A 16,465-nucleotide genomic window follows, 5' to 3' on the forward strand; every position below is an offset into this window, starting at 1 on the left:
GCTTCTCCATGGCACTGCCTACGGCTATCAAGCTGTTTGAAATGGCCCCTCGCGACGGGCTGCAGAACGAACCGGGCACCCTGGTGCCCACTGCCACCAAGATCGCGCTGATCGAGCGCCTGGCAGCGGCCGGCCTGCGGCATATCGAAGCCGCCAGCTTCGTTTCTCCCAAGTGGGTACCGCAGATGGGCGATGCCGCCGAGGTGATGCGCGGCCTCAAGCGCCAGCCCGGCGTGGTGTATTCCGCCCTCACGCCAAACCTGAAGGGGCTGGAAGGCGCTCTGGACGTGGGCGTCGAGGAGGTCGCCGTGTTTGGCGCCGCCTCGGAAGCGTTCTCGCAGAAGAACATCAACTGCTCGATCACCGAGTCGCTGGCACGCTTTGAGCCAGTGCTCGCGCGGGCCAACGAGGCAGGCGTGCGAGTGCGTGGCTACGTATCCTGCGTGCTGGGGTGCCCCTACGAAGGGGACATCGCCCCGCAGAAAGTCGCCGAGGTGGCGAAAGCGCTCTACGACATGGGCTGTTACGAGATTTCCCTCGGGGACACCATCGGTACCGGTACGCCGCTGGCCGCCAAGCGCATGATCGAAGCCACCGCCCAACACGTGCCCATCGAACGGCTGGCCGCGCACTTCCATGACACTTACGGCATGGCCATCGCCAACCTGTACGCCGTACTTGAAGAGGGCGTCAGCGTCATCGACGCCGCCACGGCAGGCCTCGGTGGCTGCCCCTATGCCAAGGGCGCTTCCGGCAACGTGGCCATGGAAGACGTGCTGTACCTGCTGCAAGGACTCGGCATCGAGACCGGCATCGACCTGCAAGCGGTGATCGACACCGGCGACTGGATCACGCGGCAGTTGGGCCGCCAACCCAGCGCCAAAGTGGCGCTGGCCAGAGGGTGCACACAGCGCACTCCCGGCTAGTACGGCCCGGCCCTAATAATTAAAAACGCTTCACTTCCCGTTCAGACAACAAAAAGATTTCGGAGAGACTCACCATGGCATCATCTGCACCGCTTTCCAGCGCCCTGCCCAGCTACACCAGCAGCACCGCCGACAAACCCTTGCTGGGCATGACCATTGGCGACAAGTTCGACCAGATTGCCGCCCAATACCCGGACAACGACGCGTTGATCGCGCTGCACCAGAACATTCACTGGAGCTACCGAGAACTGCAGCGGGAGGTGAATCGCTGCGCTCGGGCCCTGCTTGCCATGGGGGTCAAGAAAGGCGACCGGGTCGGCATCTGGGCACCCAACTGCAGCGAGTGGACGCTGAGCCAGTTTGCCACCGCCAAGATCGGTGCCATTCTGGTCAACATCAACCCCTCTTACCGTACCCACGAGCTGGAGTACGCGCTCAACCAATCCGGTGCACGCTTTTTGATCACCGCCCACCAGTTCAAGAGCTCCAACTACACCGCCATGCTGTACGAGCTGGCCCCCGAGCTGAACCACTGCGCCGAAGGGGCGCTGAACGCCCATAAGCTGCCGCAGCTGCAGTGCATCATCAACCTCAGCGACGAAAAGCACAGCGGCATGTGGCGCTGGGCCGACTTCATTGGCCAGGCCGACACCGTCAGCCAGACCGAAGTGGACGACCTGCAGGCCACCCTGCAGTTCGACGACCCGATCAACATTCAATACACCTCCGGCACCACGGGGTTTCCCAAGGGTGCCACGCTCTCCCACCACAACATTCTCAACAACGGCTTTTTCGTGGCAGAGAGCATGGGCTTTACCAGCGCCGACCGGCTGGTGATCCCCGTGCCGCTCTACCACTGCTTCGGCATGGTCATGGGCAACCTGGGCTGCATGACCCATGGGGCCGCCATGATCTACCCGGACGAAGGCTTCGACCCCGGTAAAGTCCTGAAAGCCGTCCATGAGCAGAAAGCCACCGCCCTCTACGGTGTACCCACCATGTTCATTGCCGAGCTCGAACACCCCGACTTCGCGTCGACCGACTTTTCCTCGCTGCGTACCGGGATCATGGCTGGCTCCATCTGCCCTGCCGAAATCATGAAGCAGGTCATCGACAAGATGAACATGAAGGGCGTGCAGATTGCCTACGGCATGACCGAGACCAGCCCGGTGTCGACACAGACCGGCGCCAACGACACCATCGACAAGCGCGTTTCCACCGTGGGCCGCACACAACCCCACCTGGAAAGCAAGATCGTCGACCCCGGCAATGGCGGCATTCTGCCCCGTGGTGAAATCGGCGAGCTGTGCACCCGTGGATATAGCGTGATGCTCAAGTACTGGAACAACGACAAAGCCACCGCCGAAGCCATCGACGAGGCAGGCTGGATGCACACCGGCGACCTGGCCACCATGGATGACCAGGGCTACATCCAGATCGTGGGACGGATCAAGGACATGGTGATTCGCGGCGGTGAAAACGTCTACCCGAAAGAGATCGAAGAGTTTCTGTACGCCCACCCGGCCATTTCCGAAGTCCAGGTCACCGGCGTGCCCGACAAGAAGTATGGCGAAGAGCTGATCGCCTGGGTGAAGCTCAACGCCACCGCGGGCGAGATCACCGGTGAAGACCTGCGCGAATACTGCAAGGGCAAGATCACCCACTTCAAGATCCCACGCTACTTCAAGTTCGTGGATGCGTTCCCCATGACCGTCACCGGCAAGATCCAGAAATTCAAGATGCGCGAAATCTCGATAGAAGAGCTGGGCCTGGACGAGCAGAAGTAGCCGCCATGGCAAAGCCCCTGGCGCATCACTACGATCAGGGGCTGCGCGACCAGGAGATCCTCCAGCAGTTGCGCAGCCATTATCCTGAGGGTCCGACGCTGCACCAGCTCGCGCCACTGGACCAACTGCATATCGGTGGCCTGGCCGCCTCGGCCAGGCTGTTGGCCCTGATTGAGCCGCAAAGCGAGGTGCTGGACATCGGTGCCGGGCTGGGCGGGCTGATGCGCCAGGGCGCGGCCATGGGCCTGCACATGACCGGGCTGGATATCACCCACCGCTTCAGCGCGCTCAACCGGGCCATCAGCCAACTCACCCCCACCCCCATGGGCGGAAAATTGCGCTGGGTGACGGGAAATGCCAGCGCTCTGCCGTTTACCGACGCGAGCTTCGATGCGGTGGTGTTTCAACACAGCCTGATGAACATGCCTGACCCGGAAAACGTACTGGCCCAGTGCCGCCGAGTGCTGCGCCCCGGTGGGCAGCTGGTGATGCACGAAGTGGTGGGCGGCCCGAACCAGGCGGCGCTGCGCTACCCCGTGCCCTGGGCGGAAGGGCCCGAACATTCACACCTGCTCAGCCTGGAAGCACTGACTACCCTGCTGCAACGGCAAGGCTTCACCTTGCAACACCACGAGGATTGGAGCCAGACCGCCCTGGCCTGGCGCCAGCGTCAACGCCAAAAGGAGCAGACCGCCCAGCCTGCGGTCGTCTCGCCCCAGTGGGTATTTGGCGAGCGCTTCCTGACCATGGGCAAGCACCTGCTGGAAAATCTCGCTCAACAGGCAATTAACGTGGTGGAAATCAGCGCCCGTTGCTAACCTGTAACGGTTGGCTCGATAAATGGCGACAATCACGCATAACGACAAGGTCACGATCAAGGACAAGAGGAACGCCAATGAACCGCCTGGCAAGCACCCTGTTCCTGACGCTGGTGAGCGCCGCGCCCTTCGCCACTGCCCTGGCAAATGACGATACGGCACTGCTTGCCTATGCGGCCCCCGACGGTGAGTGGATTCGGCTGGATAACGGCGTGGTGCTGGAAGGCAGCGACCTGAGCAGCCTCGACACCAACACCACCGGCTTTCGGCTGACCGCGGGCTTCAGCCCCGAACGGCTGCCCCGGCTGGATATCGGTGCCGAGATCGCCTATCGCGAAAGTGAAGAAGTCCCCATTACTTCCCAGGTGAACCCGCTGCTCATGGACACCCTGAGCCTGGGTGGCGCCCTGGTGGCAGGCGTGCGCATGGGCGCCGTCAGCATTTATGCCAAGTCCGGCTTCACCGAGTGGCGTGGTGAAGCGTACCAGCCCCAGGCCGATGATGGCGGCACGGCGCTGCTGCAAGGCTTCGGCGCCACCATGACCATCAACCGGTTGATCAGCCGTTTCGAGTACGAACGTATCGATGCACCCACGCTCAGCCACCTCAATATGCTCAGCGCTTCGCTACACCTGCCGTTTTAATCCCAGTTTTCGATGCTGCCAGCCGAGATGTCTCTTGACCCGGCGTTTATCCGTGTTAATGTACTAGCGTACTAGTACATTAACACGGATTACATCGACCGCTGGTGACTCACTCATGACCCTCTCTCCGTCACACTATCAGACTGAGCTGGTACGCCATCTGGTGGCCATCGAGACCCCCGAGGCCATGGACGCTGCGCTGGCCAGCCTGCTGACACCAGCGGAGTACCAGGAAATCAGCAAGCGCCTGCAGATTTTCAAGCTGCTCAACGAAGGGGTGCCCCACCGCAAGATTGCCGACACCCTCGGGGTCGGTATTGCCACGGTATCCAGGGGCTCTCGCGCACTGAACCAGTCATCTTCATCACGGAACGACCCTTTATGAGCACTCACACTCAGGCCAACACCACTGGCCCAACGCCGTTTACACTGCCTCGTAAACCGCACTACGTGACGCTGGCGGCAGACTGCGACTTCTTCGCCCTGTTTCAGAAAATCGAGCGCCGCTTCGACACCTGCTACATGCTGGAGTCGCTGGGCGAAGATAGCCATATGGCACGCCACTCGATCATTGGCTTCGATCCCGAATATACGCTGTACGCCAATGGCCACACGCTGACCATCGAAAACCGCGACGGTCAGGCCGAGCAGTACACCAGCGAGAACCCCTACGAGCTGCTGCGCAGCCTGATTCCGCAGAACATCATTTCCCGCAAGTACGCCGGCGGCCTCAGCGGCTATCTGGGCTACGACGCCATGCAGTACTTCGAGCCTTCGCTGACGCTGAAAGCCAGCGACGACTTCGATACGTTCCGCTTCGGGCTTTACAAGGATGGCTTGATCCTCGACAAGATGACCGGGGAAGTCACCTACTTCTACTACGACAACAGCCGCTATGATTTTCTGCAGACACTGATCGAAGCAGCAGACGAGCCTGCCGGGGCACTCAGCATTACCGCGCTGGGCGACACCATGAGCAAGGCCCAGCATGCCGAAGCCGTGGCCAAAGTGAAGCAGGACATCATCGACGGCAAGGTGTTCCAGTGTGAAGTGGGATTCAAGAAGCGCTTTCGCATCCAGGGCGATACCCTGGCGCTCTATGACCAGCTGCGCACCATCAACCCGTCACCACAGATGTATTACGTCAAATTCGGTGAACAGAAGCTGATCGGCGCCAGCCCCGAGCTGCTGTTTCGCCTGCGCCAGGGCGAAATGGAAACCTTCCCGCTGGCGGGCACCACGCTCCGTGGCCAGACCCCCCAGGAAGACACGCAGCTGGCCCGCGCACTGCTCAACGACCCGAAGGAGATCGCCGAGCACAACATGATCGTGGACCTGCACCGCAACGACATCGGCCGCGTGGCCCAGTTTGGAACAGTGAAGGTACGCAGCCTGATGGACATCAAGCGGTTCAGCCATGTACAGCACATCTCCAGCGAGATCGTCGGCATCATCGCCGAAGGCGAAGACATGTTCACCGCCCTGGCCAGCAACTTCCCTGCCGGAACGCTGACCGGCGCTCCCAAGATCGAGGCCATGAAGATCATCGACGACCTGGAAACCGACGGTCGCGGCCCCTATGGCGGCGCAGTGGGCCAGTTTTCCTTCAATGGCGACTGCACCTTCGCCATTCCGATTCGTACGGTGTTCGTCAACGGTGAACGCGCCTACGTGCAAACCTGCGGCGGCAACGTCTACGACAGCAACGCCGAGGATGAGTACGAGGAGATTCGTCGCAAGTTTGCCGGTACCCGCAAGGCGCTAGCCCCCTTTATGAGCACGGAAACGGAGAGCCCCGCATGAAGGTGCTGATCATCGACAACTACGACTCGTTCACCTACAACCTCTACCAGTTCATCGGTGAAATTCTCACTACCGAAAAGAATCGCGGGGAGCTGCCGCATTTCGAGATCGTGGTGAAGCGGAACAACCAGATCGACTTCAAGGCCATCGAGGCCATGGCCCCGGACCGCATCATCATTTCGCCGGGGCCGGGCTCGCCGGACGACCCGCGCTACTTCGGGGTGTGTGCCGAGGTCATCGAAAAACTCGGCAAGACGACGCCACTGCTGGGAGTGTGCCTGGGCATGCAGGGAATCGTGCATGTCTTTGGTGGCAAAGTGGTCAAGGCACCGCTGCCCATGCATGGCAAGATCAGCCCCATTCACCACGATGACCGCTCGGTGTTTCAGGGCGTCCCCGACCAATTGGAAGTGATGCGTTACCACTCCTTGATTGCCGACGCCACCACCCTACCCGAGTGCCTGGAAGTGACCGCCACGGTCGGCGCGCTGACCGCCGAGCATTTTGCCGAGCGCAGCGCCTGGCAGGCCGCAGGCGAGTTCGAGCTGATGGGCGTGAAGCACCGCGACTACCCCATCCACGGCATTCAGTTTCACCCGGAGTCGTTTGCCACCGAAGGCGGCAAGGAACTGATCGCCAACTTCCTGTTCAACTCGGCCAAGGTTGCGTAAGCGCCAGAACAGCCGCCAGACAGGCCAGGTTGAGCACCACCGTGACCCAGAATACTCGCCGAAAAGCGGTTTTCTGGGTCTTGTGGCGCAGCTGCTGCTGAGCGCACCACGCGCCTGGCCAACCCCCTAACAGCGCCAGCCAGTGCAGCGTTTTTTCGCTCACCCGCTGGCGCTTCTTGATCGCCGCCCGCTTGTCCCATGCATAGGTGGCATAAGTCACGACGCTGGCCGCTGCATAGAGCGCCAGCCCGAAAAGCATCCATGAATTCATGATGTGCCCTGGCTGACTATTTGCGCCGGGAAGACGGCTTACCGGCGGCTGTTCTGCCCCCACCAGGACGACCACCCTTGATAGCACTCTTGCCCGCGCCCGGCTTGCCACCGGGTTTACTGCCGGGCCTGCCCTTGCCTTTGGCAGCCGGTTTTCCCGTTGGCTTTGCTTTGGCGCCTGGCTTACCCGACGCGGCTACTTTTCCCTTGGAGTCCTGACGGCTCTTGCCACCCGAACGGGCACCTGGTGAGGCCTTTTTCGCTGCCGGTGGTTTACCTTTCGCGCCATGTCTGTTGCCGCTGTAGTCAGGCCTGTCGCTTTTTTTCTTCTCCGGTGCGGCTTGCGAGGTTTCGGTCAGGGCAATGATGGTCTCGATCTCACGGGGCGTCAGATCGCGCCAGTCGCCCAGCGCCAGGCCTTTCAGGGATACGTTCATGATGCGTGTACGCACCAGTTGCGTCACTTCGTAACCGAAGTATTCGCACATACGGCGAATTTGACGATTCAGCCCCTGCACCAGCGTAATATTGAAGACGAAAGTAGACTCCTTGACCACGCGACACTTTTTGGTCACCTGGCCAAGAATGGGCACCCCGCCCTGCATACCGGCAATGAACTCATCGGTGATCGGCTTATCCACCGTCACCACGTACTCTTTCTCGTGATGATTGTTGGCGCGCAGAATCTTGTTGACCAGATCGCCATTGTTGGTGAGAAAGATCAGGCCTTGGGAGTCCTTGTCCAGCCGTCCGATGGGAAAGATACGCGTGCCGTGCTTGACGAACTCGACGATGTTGTCCTTCTCGGCAGACTCCGTGGTGCTGACGATGCCCACCGGCTTGTTCAGCGCGATCAATACCAGGTCTTCTTCTTCCTGCGGTTCGATCTCCTGGCCGTTCACCTTGACCCGATCTCCCGCCACCACCTGATCCCCCGTGGTGGCCCGGCGACCGTTGATATAGACATTGCCCTGCTCCACGAAGCGGTCGGCTTCGCGGCGGGAGCACAGGCCGCTTTCACTGATGTACTTGTTGATACGGGTAGAGGTTCTTAACGGCATAAAGCGCTACGTCATCCCATTGGGTTAAAAAGAGGAGCCCGGCTGCTGGAGGAAGGCGACTTCTTCCGGCGCGGCGAGGGCAGGCGCTAAGGTTTGAAACCAGAAGACCATCACGGCCTGAGCATCTGCGTGCATGGTGCACCTCCCCTGGAGTGCGTCGATAAAAGCTCAACGAAAACAGCAGCCCAACATAAACAAAAGCGCCGCCACCCGAGGAGTGACGGCGCTGGCCCACGGTGCGACTAGCCGGTATTGCGCAGCCCGGCAGCGATGCCTGCCATGGTGACCATCAGCGCCCGTGAGAGATCGGCGCTGATGGCGCCGTCAGCATCCCGGTTACGCTGCAGCAGCTCGGCTTGCAGGCCGTGGAGCGGGTCGATGTAAGGGTTGCGAACATCGATGGCCTGACGGATCAGCGGCGTATTCTCCAGCAGCCGCTCCTGCTGAAGAATGTCCAGCACCACCAGCTCCAGCCGCGCAAAGCGTTCTCGCAGCTGCTTGCCCAACGCCTTCAGCGCAGGCTCGTCGACCAGGCGATGCTCGTAATAAGCCGCAATGGCCACATCGGCCTTGGCCAGCAACATCTCCAGCATGTCCAGATAGGTGCCAAAGAATGGCCACTGCGTACGCATCTCCTGCAGCACTTCCAGGCCGCCCGGCTCCTCCAGGCGTCGGGCAAAGGCCTCACCACTGCCCAGCCAGGCGGGCAGCATCAGGCGAATCTGCGTCCAGGCAAAGATCCAGGGAATCGCCCGCAGCGTTTCCACGCCGCCATCCTGGCGACGCTTGGCGGGCCGCGAACCCAAGGGCAGCCTGCCCAGCGCGCCCTCGGGCGTCACCGCGCGGAAATAGGGGACGAAATCCGGGTCTTCACGCACCACGCCCACGTAAGCCGCGTGGGCAACCTTGGCCAGCTGGTCCATCTCTTCGCGCCAGTGCGGTTGTGGTGCAGGCGGCGGGAGCAGCGTGGCTTCCAGCACCGCGCAGGCGTAGATCTCCATGGAGCGCAGCGCAATGTCCGGCTGGCCGAACTTGAAGCGAATCATCTCTCCCTGCTCGGTTACCCGCAGGCTGCCGTTCACCGACCCCGGCGGCTGAGAGAGAATCGCCGCATGGGCCGGGCCGCCACCACGGCCTACCGTACCGCCTCGGCCATGGAACAGCGTCAAATCCACGCCGTGCTTCTCGCACACGTTGACCAGCGCTTCCTGGGCGCGGTACTGCGCCCAGGCCGCCGCCAGTTGCCCGGCATCCTTGGCAGAGTCGGAGTAACCGATCATGACTTCCTGACGGTCCTGAGTGAGCGCTCGGTAACCCGGCAGCGACAGCAGCTGATCGATGACAGCACCGGCGTGGTCCAGGTCGTTGAGCGTCTCGAACAGCGGCGCGATGGGCAGCGTCACTTGGCCGCCCACCTCTTTCATGAGTAGCGCCACGGTCAGTACATCGGAAGGCTCGCCTGCCATGGAGATGATATAGGTACCCAGCGCTTCGGCATGCTCCTGGGCAATCACCTTGAACGTATCCAGTACTTCTCTTGATTCGGCGGAACACTCCCAGCGGCGCGGGATCAATGGACGGCGCGAGGCCAGCTCGGAAAGCAGGAACTCCTGACGCTGGGGCTCGCTCCACTCCTGATAATGACCAAGGCCCAGGGCACTGGTGAGTTCTTCCATGACCTGGGCATGGCGGCCCGCTTCCTGGCGCAGATCCAGCTTGGTCAGGGTAACGCCGAACACGGCGACCCGTCGCAGCGTATCCAGCAGCGCGCCGTTGGCGATGGTGTCCAGCCCCACATCGCACAGCGAGCGATAGCAGGCCAGCAGCGGCGCATACAGCTGATCACGGGTTTCGATGATGGGCCCGCCATCGTAGTTGCGCCCCTCCAGCTGTGCCTTGGCCCAGTCACGGGTAGCTTCCATCTTCGTCAACAGACGCTTGAGCAGCTCCCGGTAAGGCTCGGCGACATCGCCCACTTCGGCCTTCAAGGCGCTGTTGGCCTTCCACATGGAAAGCTCGGTCTTCAACTGCTCCAGATCGCGCAGATAGAGGTCTGCCGCCATCCAGCGCCCCAGCAGCAGGACTTCCTGGGTCACCTTCGCCGTGACATTGGGGTTGCCGTCGCGATCGCCACCCATCCACGAGGCGTAGCGAATGGGCGCCGCATCCAGCGGCAGGCGCTCGCCTGCCGTTTCCAGCAACAGGCTATCCAGGTCGCGGTGAAAATCGGGCACCGCCTGCCACAGGGAGTTCTCGATGACCGCAAAGCCCCACTTGGCCTCATCCACCGGGGTGGGACGTTCGTGACGAATCTCGTCGGTGTGCCAGGCCTGGCTGATCAGCTCTTCCAGCCGCCCCTGAGCGCGGGCGCCACGCTCCGGGTAATCCTCGGAGCTTTCAATGGCGGTCAGGCACTCGTCGATGGCGTCATACTTCTGAATCAGGGTGCGGCGAATGACTTCGGTGGGGTGGGCAGTGAGCACCAGCTCCACGCGCATGTTGGCCAGGGTTTCGACCAGTTTGCGGGGGGAGTTGCCCGCCTGCTGGGCGCGACTGAGCAGCTCGCCCAGCACTGGCTGGGTGCCTGGCTTGTAATCCTCCACGCGACGAAACCGAGCGCGGTAATGCTGCTCGGCGATGTTGGCGAGGTTCAGGAACTGGTTGAAGGCACGGGTGACCGGCAGCAGGTCGCGCTCGGGAAGCTGGCGCAGATACTCGATCAACTGCCGCTGTTGAAGGGTGTCGCCCTGGCGACCCCGCTTGGCATGGGCACGAATGGTTTCAATCTTGTCGACGAACGACTGGCCCAGATCATCGGCGATGGTACGCCCAAGACTATCACCCAGAATACGGACATTATCGCGCAGCGACTCGTGTAGATCATGGCTCATTGGCGGGGCCTCCTTGCGGGGTCGCGTTGATATTATGAGATATTAGCGTTGTTCCTGGGCTTTCGCGGCTTGCCAGTGGTGTTCCATTTCTTCCAGGGTCGCCTGACCCAGCGGTCGCTCGGCCCTGGCAAGTGCGCCTTCGACATGGCGAAAGCGGCGCTCGAATTTGCTGTTGGTCTGGCGCAGGCACTGCTCCGGATCGGCCCCAAGGGTACGCGCCAGGTTGGTGACCGCAAACAGCAGGTCACCCACTTCTTCCTGCGCATGCTGGCGGTCGCCGGCGGCCAGCGCCTCTTCGACCTCTGCCAGCTCTTCACGAATCTTGTCCAGCACGCCCCGGGCATCGGGCCAGTCGAAACCCACTCGGGCGGCACGCTTGGAGAGTTTGGTCGCCCTGCTCAGCGCAGGCAGGTTACGCGGTACATCGTCGAGCACCGATACCTCTTCGACGCTGCGCTGCGCGCGCTCTTCGGCCTTGAGCGCTTCCCAGCGGCTGTTGACCTGCTGGGTTTTGACGGCGTCTGCGCTCATGCCAGGCGGGCGGCGAGACGCCAGCGTCCCCTCTGGAAACACATGCGGATGGCGACGCAGCATCTTTTCCGTCAACGTATGGACGATATCGTGGAAATCGAAGCGCTGCTCCTCGGCGGCGAACTGGGCGTAATAGACCACTTGAAACAGCAGGTCACCCAGCTCTCCGGGCAGCTCATCGAAAGCACGCCGCTCGATGGCATCGGCAACTTCGTAGGCTTCTTCCAGGGTATGCGGCACGATGGTGTCCCAGTGCTGCTTGACGTCCCACGGGCAGCCCTGCTGCGGGTCACGCAGCACGGCCATCAGCGTCAACAGGTCTTCCAGGCGGTAGCGCATCAGGCCCCTCCTTTACGGGCACTTTTTTCGGGGTCGGCGTTACGCAGGCGGCGAACCTCGGTCACGTTGGGCAACTGCTGAATACGCGAGAACAGCCGTCCCAGGGACTCCAGGCCATCCACCTCCAGGGTGATGCGCAGGCGGGCAATGCCCTCGTCGGTATCGGTCAGCGTGTTGACCGCCAGTACATTGACCTTTTCATTGCCCAGCAGGCCCGTGACATCGCGCAGCAAACCCGAACGGTCCCAGGCCTGAATCTCGATGGTCACCGGGTAGCGGGTATGGGCGCGCTCGCCCCACTCCACTTCGATAATGCGCTGAGGCTCCTCCATGCGCAATTGGAGAATATTGGTGCAATCCTGACGGTGCACGGTGACCCCACGCCCTTGCGTGATGAAGCCGACAATCGGCTCGCCGGGCACCGGTCGGCAGCAGTTGGCCATGCTGGTCTTCAAGTTGCCCACGCCCAGCACGGTAATGTCGCTTTTGGTGGCCTTGCTGGGCTGGCGGCGAGGCTTGGCCAGCAGTCGGTCCAACTGCTCCTGGTCATCGGTCTCGCCAAACAGCTGCTGCGCCTGATGCAGTACCTGGCCTATCCGCAGGTCACCGGCGCCCAACGCGGCGTACATGTCGTCAGCGTTCTGGTAATTGACCGCCTTGGCCAGTTTTGGCAGGTCGAGCCCTTCCACATCCAGACGACGCATTTCACGCTCGAAGAGCGTGCGCCCTTCGTCCAGGTTCTGGTCCCGGGCCTGATGTTTGAACCACGCCTGGATCTTGGCCCGCGCCCGCGAGGTGCGTACGTAGCCCAGGCTGGGGTTGAGCCAGTCGCGGCTGGGGCCACCCTTGGTCGCGGTGAGAATCTCGATCTGCTGGCCAGTCTTGAGCTTGTAGGTCAGGGGCACGATACGCCCATTGACCTTGGCACCTCGGCAGCGATGGCCTATTTCGGTGTGTACCCGGTAGGCAAAGTCGATGGGAGTAGCGATACGCGGCAGGTCGATCACGTGGCCGTCAGGGGTGAAAACATAGATTCGGTCCGGCGCCACGTCGCTGGAGAGCCCCTCGCGCAGGTCTCCAAAGCCGCCCACTTCGTCCTGCCACTCCAGCACCTGCCGCAGCCAGGCGATCTTTTCTTCGTAGCTGCGACTCTTGGCATTGGTATCGTGGCCCTTGTAGCGCCAGTGGGCACACACCCCAAGCTCGGCCTCGTCGTGCATACCGAAGGTGCGGATCTGAATTTCCAGCACCTTGTTTTCCGGTCCCATGACCGCCGTGTGCAGCGACTGATAACCGTTTTTCTTGGGGTTGGCGATGTAGTCGTCGAACTCGTTGGGCACGTGGTGCCAGCGGGAGTGGACGATACCCAGCACGGTGTAGCAGTCGGTGACTTCGGGTACCAGAATGCGCACGGCGCGCACGTCGTGGACCTGGGAAAAATCGATCCGCTTGCGCTTCATCTTGCGCCAGATGGAGTAGATATGCTTTGCCCGGCCACTGACATCGTAACGATGGATATGCTGGGCTTCCATGAGGGTCTTGAGGGTTTCGACCACATCGTGAATATAGCGGTCGCGGTCCAGGCGCTTCTCTGCCAGCAACTTGGCAATCGCCTTGTACTCGTCCTCATGCAGGTAGCGGAACGAGAGGTCTTCCAGCTCCCACTTGATCTGGCCAATGCCCAGGCGGTGGGCCAGCGGCGCGTAGATATCGGCCACTTCCCTGGCCACCTGAAGGCATTTTTCCCGGGGGGCGTCCTTGACCTGACGCAGCGCGCAGGTGCGTTCGGCAATCTTGATCAACGCGACTCGTACATCTCCCACCATATTGACCAGCATTTTGCGCAGGTTTTCCTGCTGGTTATGCTGGCTCATGCCATGGTTGGGCGCCAAGGGGTAGCTGATGGCGGCCATCTGCAGTACGCCATCGATCAGCTTCGCCACTTCATCGCCAAAGCGCTTGGTCACCGCGTCGAGGCTCAGCAACCCTTCGCGCACGGCGCGATACAACACGGCAGCTTCCAGCGTGGCTTGATCGAGCTTGAGATCCGCCAGAATATCGGCCATTTCCAGCCCCATGCGAAAACTGGAACCTGGCGACAGCCACACACGATGGGTGCGGGGAGCTTCTCGCTCCAACTGGTCGGCCAGCTCGCAGGCCTGAAGCAGGCGCTCGGGCTCACGCAGGCGCACATCTTCCTGAAGGCGCGTTAACCATTGTTGTATGTCCACCTTTCCGCTTTCTGTCAGCGGCTGGTCTTCACGCACTTTCACCATGACAATGACTCATCCTTTTGGGTGGCGGCTTGCTGCAAATGGCACGCTAGCCCGTATATTCAAACAGCATCAGCGTTTCCATGTGCGCCGTATGTACGAACATGTCGGCCACGACAACGTGCTTGATAGCATACCCTGCATGCACAAGATGTGCCGCATCGCGAGCCAGGGTTGCCGGGTCGCAGGAAACATACGCGATCTTGGCAATGCGATGGCGGCCCAGCGCCTGACACACCGCCTCGGCACCGCTACGCGGCGGATCCAGCACCAGCGCCTCCACGGGGTGCTGCCGCAGCACCTTGGCCACGGCCTCGGCATTGCTGAGATCCGCTTGTTCCGCGCTGACCGCCAGGACTGCATCGGCATCGCGGGCGTTATGGGCATTGTCGCGCAGCCGTTCGACCATGCCTTGGCTCCCTTCGACCGCATGAACGCGGGCGCCTGCAGCGGCCAACGGCAGGCTGAAATTGCCGATACCGGCAAACAGATCCAGCAGCACCATGCCGGGCTTGGGCGCCAACCAGCCTACCACTTGTGCCACCATCTGCTGGTTCACCTCGGCATTGACCTGCAAAAAATCTCCCGGCACAAAGTCAAGCGACAGGTTGGATGGCAGTGTGCTGGCGTCGATGCCCAGCGCCTGCATGTCAACGCGCTCTCTCAGCAAAGGTGGCGCACCATACCAGTGCAGCTGGGGCTCTTCGCGCCCCAGCCAGGCACCGGCATGTACCTGGTGCTGCTCAGCGAAACGCTGCCAGCGCAGCTCATCGTCAGGCTGTGCCTTCAACTGACGCACCAGCACTACCGTCGCATCCGGGGTCGCCAGCAGTTCAAGGTGGCCGACCAAGCGCGGGGCTTCCAAGCTCGCCAACAGCGCTCGCAGAGGGGCAATGAGCGCCTGCAAGGCAGGCACCAGCACTGGACAGGCGTCGATATCTACCAGCCGATGCGTGCTGGCGGCGCGAAACCCCAGGTGCACCTTGCCCTGGCTATCCACCTTGACACCCAGCCTCGCCCGACGGCGATACGCCGTGGTCTGCCCGTGGAGCAAGCCGATGGCATCATGGGCCAGGCCCTGCCGTGCCAGCAGCTCAGCGACCACCTCACGTTTGTGATGGCGCTGGGTGTCGAGTGCCATATGCTGCAAATCGCACCCTCCGCACTGGCCAAAGTGGGCACAGGGCGGCGTCACGCGCAGGGGCGAGGGAGTCAGCAGAGTTTTGACATGCGCCTCATCGAAGCGTTTGCGGGTCACATGGACCGCGACCTCCACTTCCTCGCCGGGCAGCACCCGGTCGATGAACACGGTCTTCCCGGCAGCGTTGTGGGCCACCCCTCGGCCATCATGGGCCAGCCGCTCGACGACCAGCGGCGCACCGGAGAGCTCGCCAGTCTGCTCTTTTGCGGCTCGCCCACTTGGCGTGCGTGCCAGGCCCGAATGGCCCGAGGCGGGGCGTGGAGGCCGCCGCTTACCCAACATGGCCATTCATACCTCCGGGGCGAACAAGCCCGTGGAGAGATAGCGATCACCACGGTCACAGACGATGAACACGATGACCGCGTTTTCGGTTTGTTCGGCGATGCGCAGCGCACCTGCCAGGCTGCCGCCGGATGAAACCCCTGCCAGAATACCCTCTTCCCGGGCCAGGCGACGCATGTGCTCTTCGGCTTCCTGCTGGGCGATGTCCAGCGTGACATCGACTCTCGGCGCTTCGAAGATGGCGGGCAGGTACTCCTGGGGCCAGCGGCGAATGCCGGGAATACTGGCGCCATCGGCCGGCTGCAGCCCGACGATCTGCACGGCCGGGTTCTGCTCCTTGAGATACCGTGACACGCCCATGATGGTGCCCGTAGTACCCATGGAGCTGACGAAGTGTGTGATCTCACCGTCGGTTTGCCGCCATACCTCCGGGCCGGTGGTGCGATAATGCGCCAGCGGGTTGTCCGGGTTGGCAAACTGGTTGAGCGGCTTGCCCTCGCCTCGGGCAATCATGGCGTCGGCGATATCGCGTGCCTCTTCCATGCCCCCCTCCTTGCTCGCCGAGATGAGCCTGGCGCCATAGGCCGCCATGGCTTGCTTGCGCTCGGCGGAAGCATTTTCAGGCATGACCAGCACCATCTTGTAACCCTTGATGGCGGCCGCCATGGCCAGCGCAATGCCGGTATTGCCCGAGGTCGCCTCGATCAGCGTATCACCGGGACGAATGTCACCACGGGCTTCTGCTTCGCTGAGCATCGACAGCGCTGGGCGGTCCTTGACCGAGCCTGCCGGGTTATTGCCCTCCAGCTTGGCCAGCAGCGTATTGTTGCGGCCTGCCGTGATTCTTTTCAGACGTACCAGCGGTGTGTTGCCGACCACATCTTCAAGCGTGGGATAATTCATCACACATTCCTTATCGTAACCGTTATGCTGCATTATATCGGTGCTGCCCATGCCTGGACAGGCAA

14 protein-coding genes are annotated in these 16,465 nt (G+C 61.8%); 7 read left to right on the top strand and 7 right to left on the bottom strand.

Annotated features, from left to right (window positions below; all coding sequences use genetic code 11):
• Window positions 1–8: 8 nt before the first annotated feature.
• The 7 genes from IE091_RS03340 (at window position 9) to IE091_RS03370 (ending at window position 6,649) form a co-directional block, all read left to right on the top strand.
• The gene (locus tag IE091_RS03340) at window positions 9–926 is read left to right on the top strand and encodes a hydroxymethylglutaryl-CoA lyase (protein ID WP_039177129.1); all 918 of its coding nucleotides are present in this window, start codon (window positions 9–11) and stop codon (window positions 924–926) included.
• Window positions 927–1,000: 74 nt separating this feature from the next.
• On the top strand, window positions 1,001–2,713 hold the full coding sequence (locus tag IE091_RS03345; RefSeq protein WP_039177131.1) for an AMP-binding protein: 1,713 nt from the start codon (window positions 1,001–1,003) through the stop codon (window positions 2,711–2,713).
• A gap of 5 nt (window positions 2,714–2,718) precedes the next feature.
• A complete protein-coding gene (locus IE091_RS03350) occupies window positions 2,719–3,531 on the top strand; it encodes a class I SAM-dependent methyltransferase (RefSeq protein ID WP_039177133.1) in 813 nt (270 codons plus the stop codon).
• Window positions 3,532–3,608: 77 nt separating this feature from the next.
• Window positions 3,609–4,175, top strand: a complete 567-nt coding sequence (locus IE091_RS03355) for a hypothetical protein (protein WP_189462855.1) — start codon at window positions 3,609–3,611, stop codon at window positions 4,173–4,175.
• 115 nt (window positions 4,176–4,290) lie between these two features.
• Window positions 4,291–4,560, top strand: coding sequence for a Trp family transcriptional regulator (locus tag IE091_RS03360; protein ID WP_039177138.1), 270 nt, complete (start codon window positions 4,291–4,293; stop codon window positions 4,558–4,560).
• Window positions 4,557–5,978, top strand: coding sequence for an anthranilate synthase component I family protein (locus IE091_RS03365; RefSeq protein WP_016913603.1), 1,422 nt, complete (start codon window positions 4,557–4,559; stop codon window positions 5,976–5,978). Before IE091_RS03360 ends, IE091_RS03365 begins: the two co-directional genes overlap by 4 nt.
• Window positions 5,975–6,649: an anthranilate synthase component II gene (locus IE091_RS03370; RefSeq protein WP_100732072.1), complete on the top strand. Its 675-nt coding sequence runs from the start codon at window positions 5,975–5,977 to the stop codon at window positions 6,647–6,649. Before IE091_RS03365 ends, IE091_RS03370 begins: the two co-directional genes overlap by 4 nt.
• Here IE091_RS03370 and IE091_RS03375 read toward each other — a convergent pair.
• The 7 genes from IE091_RS03375 to cysM all read right to left on the bottom strand — a co-directional run bounded on the left by IE091_RS03375 (window position 6,627) and on the right by cysM (window position 16,400).
• Window positions 6,627–6,920 carry a DUF1294 domain-containing protein gene (locus IE091_RS03375; protein WP_229800729.1) on the bottom strand — a complete coding sequence of 98 codons (294 nt, stop codon included), beginning with the start codon at window positions 6,918–6,920 and terminating at the stop codon, window positions 6,627–6,629. The genes IE091_RS03370 and IE091_RS03375 overlap by 23 nt on opposite strands.
• 16 nt (window positions 6,921–6,936) lie before the next feature.
• A complete protein-coding gene (gene rluF / locus IE091_RS03380; RefSeq protein ID WP_189462856.1) occupies window positions 6,937–7,980 on the bottom strand; it encodes a 23S rRNA pseudouridine(2604) synthase RluF in 1,044 nt (347 codons plus the stop codon).
• 242 nt (window positions 7,981–8,222) lie between these two features.
• The gene (gene ppc, locus IE091_RS03385; RefSeq protein ID WP_081137151.1) at window positions 8,223–10,871 is read right to left on the bottom strand and encodes a phosphoenolpyruvate carboxylase; all 2,649 of its coding nucleotides are present in this window, start codon (window positions 10,869–10,871) and stop codon (window positions 8,223–8,225) included.
• A gap of 42 nt (window positions 10,872–10,913) precedes the next feature.
• Window positions 10,914–11,741 (bottom strand): nucleoside triphosphate pyrophosphohydrolase, encoded by an 828-nt coding sequence (gene mazG, locus IE091_RS03390; RefSeq protein WP_039177156.1) that lies wholly within the window; start codon window positions 11,739–11,741, stop codon window positions 10,914–10,916.
• Complete coding sequence (gene relA / locus IE091_RS03395; protein WP_039177160.1) at window positions 11,741–14,017, bottom strand: GTP diphosphokinase; 2,277 nt, start codon at window positions 14,015–14,017, stop codon at window positions 11,741–11,743. Before relA ends, mazG begins: the two co-directional genes overlap by 1 nt.
• A gap of 46 nt (window positions 14,018–14,063) precedes the next feature.
• Window positions 14,064–15,503 carry a 23S rRNA (uracil(1939)-C(5))-methyltransferase gene (locus tag IE091_RS03400; protein ID WP_039177162.1) on the bottom strand — a complete coding sequence of 480 codons (1,440 nt, stop codon included), beginning with the start codon at window positions 15,501–15,503 and terminating at the stop codon, window positions 14,064–14,066.
• A complete protein-coding gene (gene cysM / locus IE091_RS03405) occupies window positions 15,504–16,400 on the bottom strand; it encodes a cysteine synthase CysM (protein WP_039177164.1) in 897 nt (298 codons plus the stop codon).
• Between the last annotated feature and the right edge of the window lie 65 nt (window positions 16,401–16,465).

It is taken from the genome of Vreelandella hamiltonii, assembly GCF_014651775.1.
Classification (GTDB): Bacteria; Pseudomonadota; Gammaproteobacteria; order Pseudomonadales; family Halomonadaceae; genus Vreelandella; species Vreelandella hamiltonii.

Excerpts from the sequence above, each read along its gene's own strand:
- IE091_RS03340 (WP_039177129.1), top strand. The coding sequence starts at position 9 with ATGGCACTGCCTACGGCTATCAAGCTGTTTGAAATGGCCCCTCGCGAC.
- IE091_RS03345 (WP_039177131.1), top strand. The coding sequence starts at position 1,001 with ATGGCATCATCTGCACCGCTTTCCAGCGCCCTGCCCAGCTACACCAGC.
- IE091_RS03350 (WP_039177133.1), top strand. The coding sequence starts at position 2,719 with ATGGCAAAGCCCCTGGCGCATCACTACGATCAGGGGCTGCGCGACCAG.
- IE091_RS03355 (WP_189462855.1), top strand. The coding sequence starts at position 3,609 with ATGAACCGCCTGGCAAGCACCCTGTTCCTGACGCTGGTGAGCGCCGCG.
- IE091_RS03360 (WP_039177138.1), top strand. The coding sequence starts at position 4,291 with ATGACCCTCTCTCCGTCACACTATCAGACTGAGCTGGTACGCCATCTG.
- IE091_RS03365 (WP_016913603.1), top strand. The coding sequence starts at position 4,557 with ATGAGCACTCACACTCAGGCCAACACCACTGGCCCAACGCCGTTTACA.
- IE091_RS03370 (WP_100732072.1), top strand. The coding sequence starts at position 5,975 with ATGAAGGTGCTGATCATCGACAACTACGACTCGTTCACCTACAACCTC.
- IE091_RS03375 (WP_229800729.1), bottom strand. The coding sequence starts at position 6,920 with ATGAATTCATGGATGCTTTTCGGGCTGGCGCTCTATGCAGCGGCCAGC.
- rluF (WP_189462856.1), bottom strand. The coding sequence starts at position 7,980 with ATGCCGTTAAGAACCTCTACCCGTATCAACAAGTACATCAGTGAAAGC.
- ppc (WP_081137151.1), bottom strand. The coding sequence starts at position 10,871 with ATGAGCCATGATCTACACGAGTCGCTGCGCGATAATGTCCGTATTCTG.
- mazG (WP_039177156.1), bottom strand. The coding sequence starts at position 11,741 with ATGCGCTACCGCCTGGAAGACCTGTTGACGCTGATGGCCGTGCTGCGT.
- relA (WP_039177160.1), bottom strand. The coding sequence starts at position 14,017 with ATGGTGAAAGTGCGTGAAGACCAGCCGCTGACAGAAAGCGGAAAGGTG.
- IE091_RS03400 (WP_039177162.1), bottom strand. The coding sequence starts at position 15,503 with ATGGCCATGTTGGGTAAGCGGCGGCCTCCACGCCCCGCCTCGGGCCAT.
- cysM (WP_039177164.1), bottom strand. The coding sequence starts at position 16,400 with ATGAATTATCCCACGCTTGAAGATGTGGTCGGCAACACACCGCTGGTA.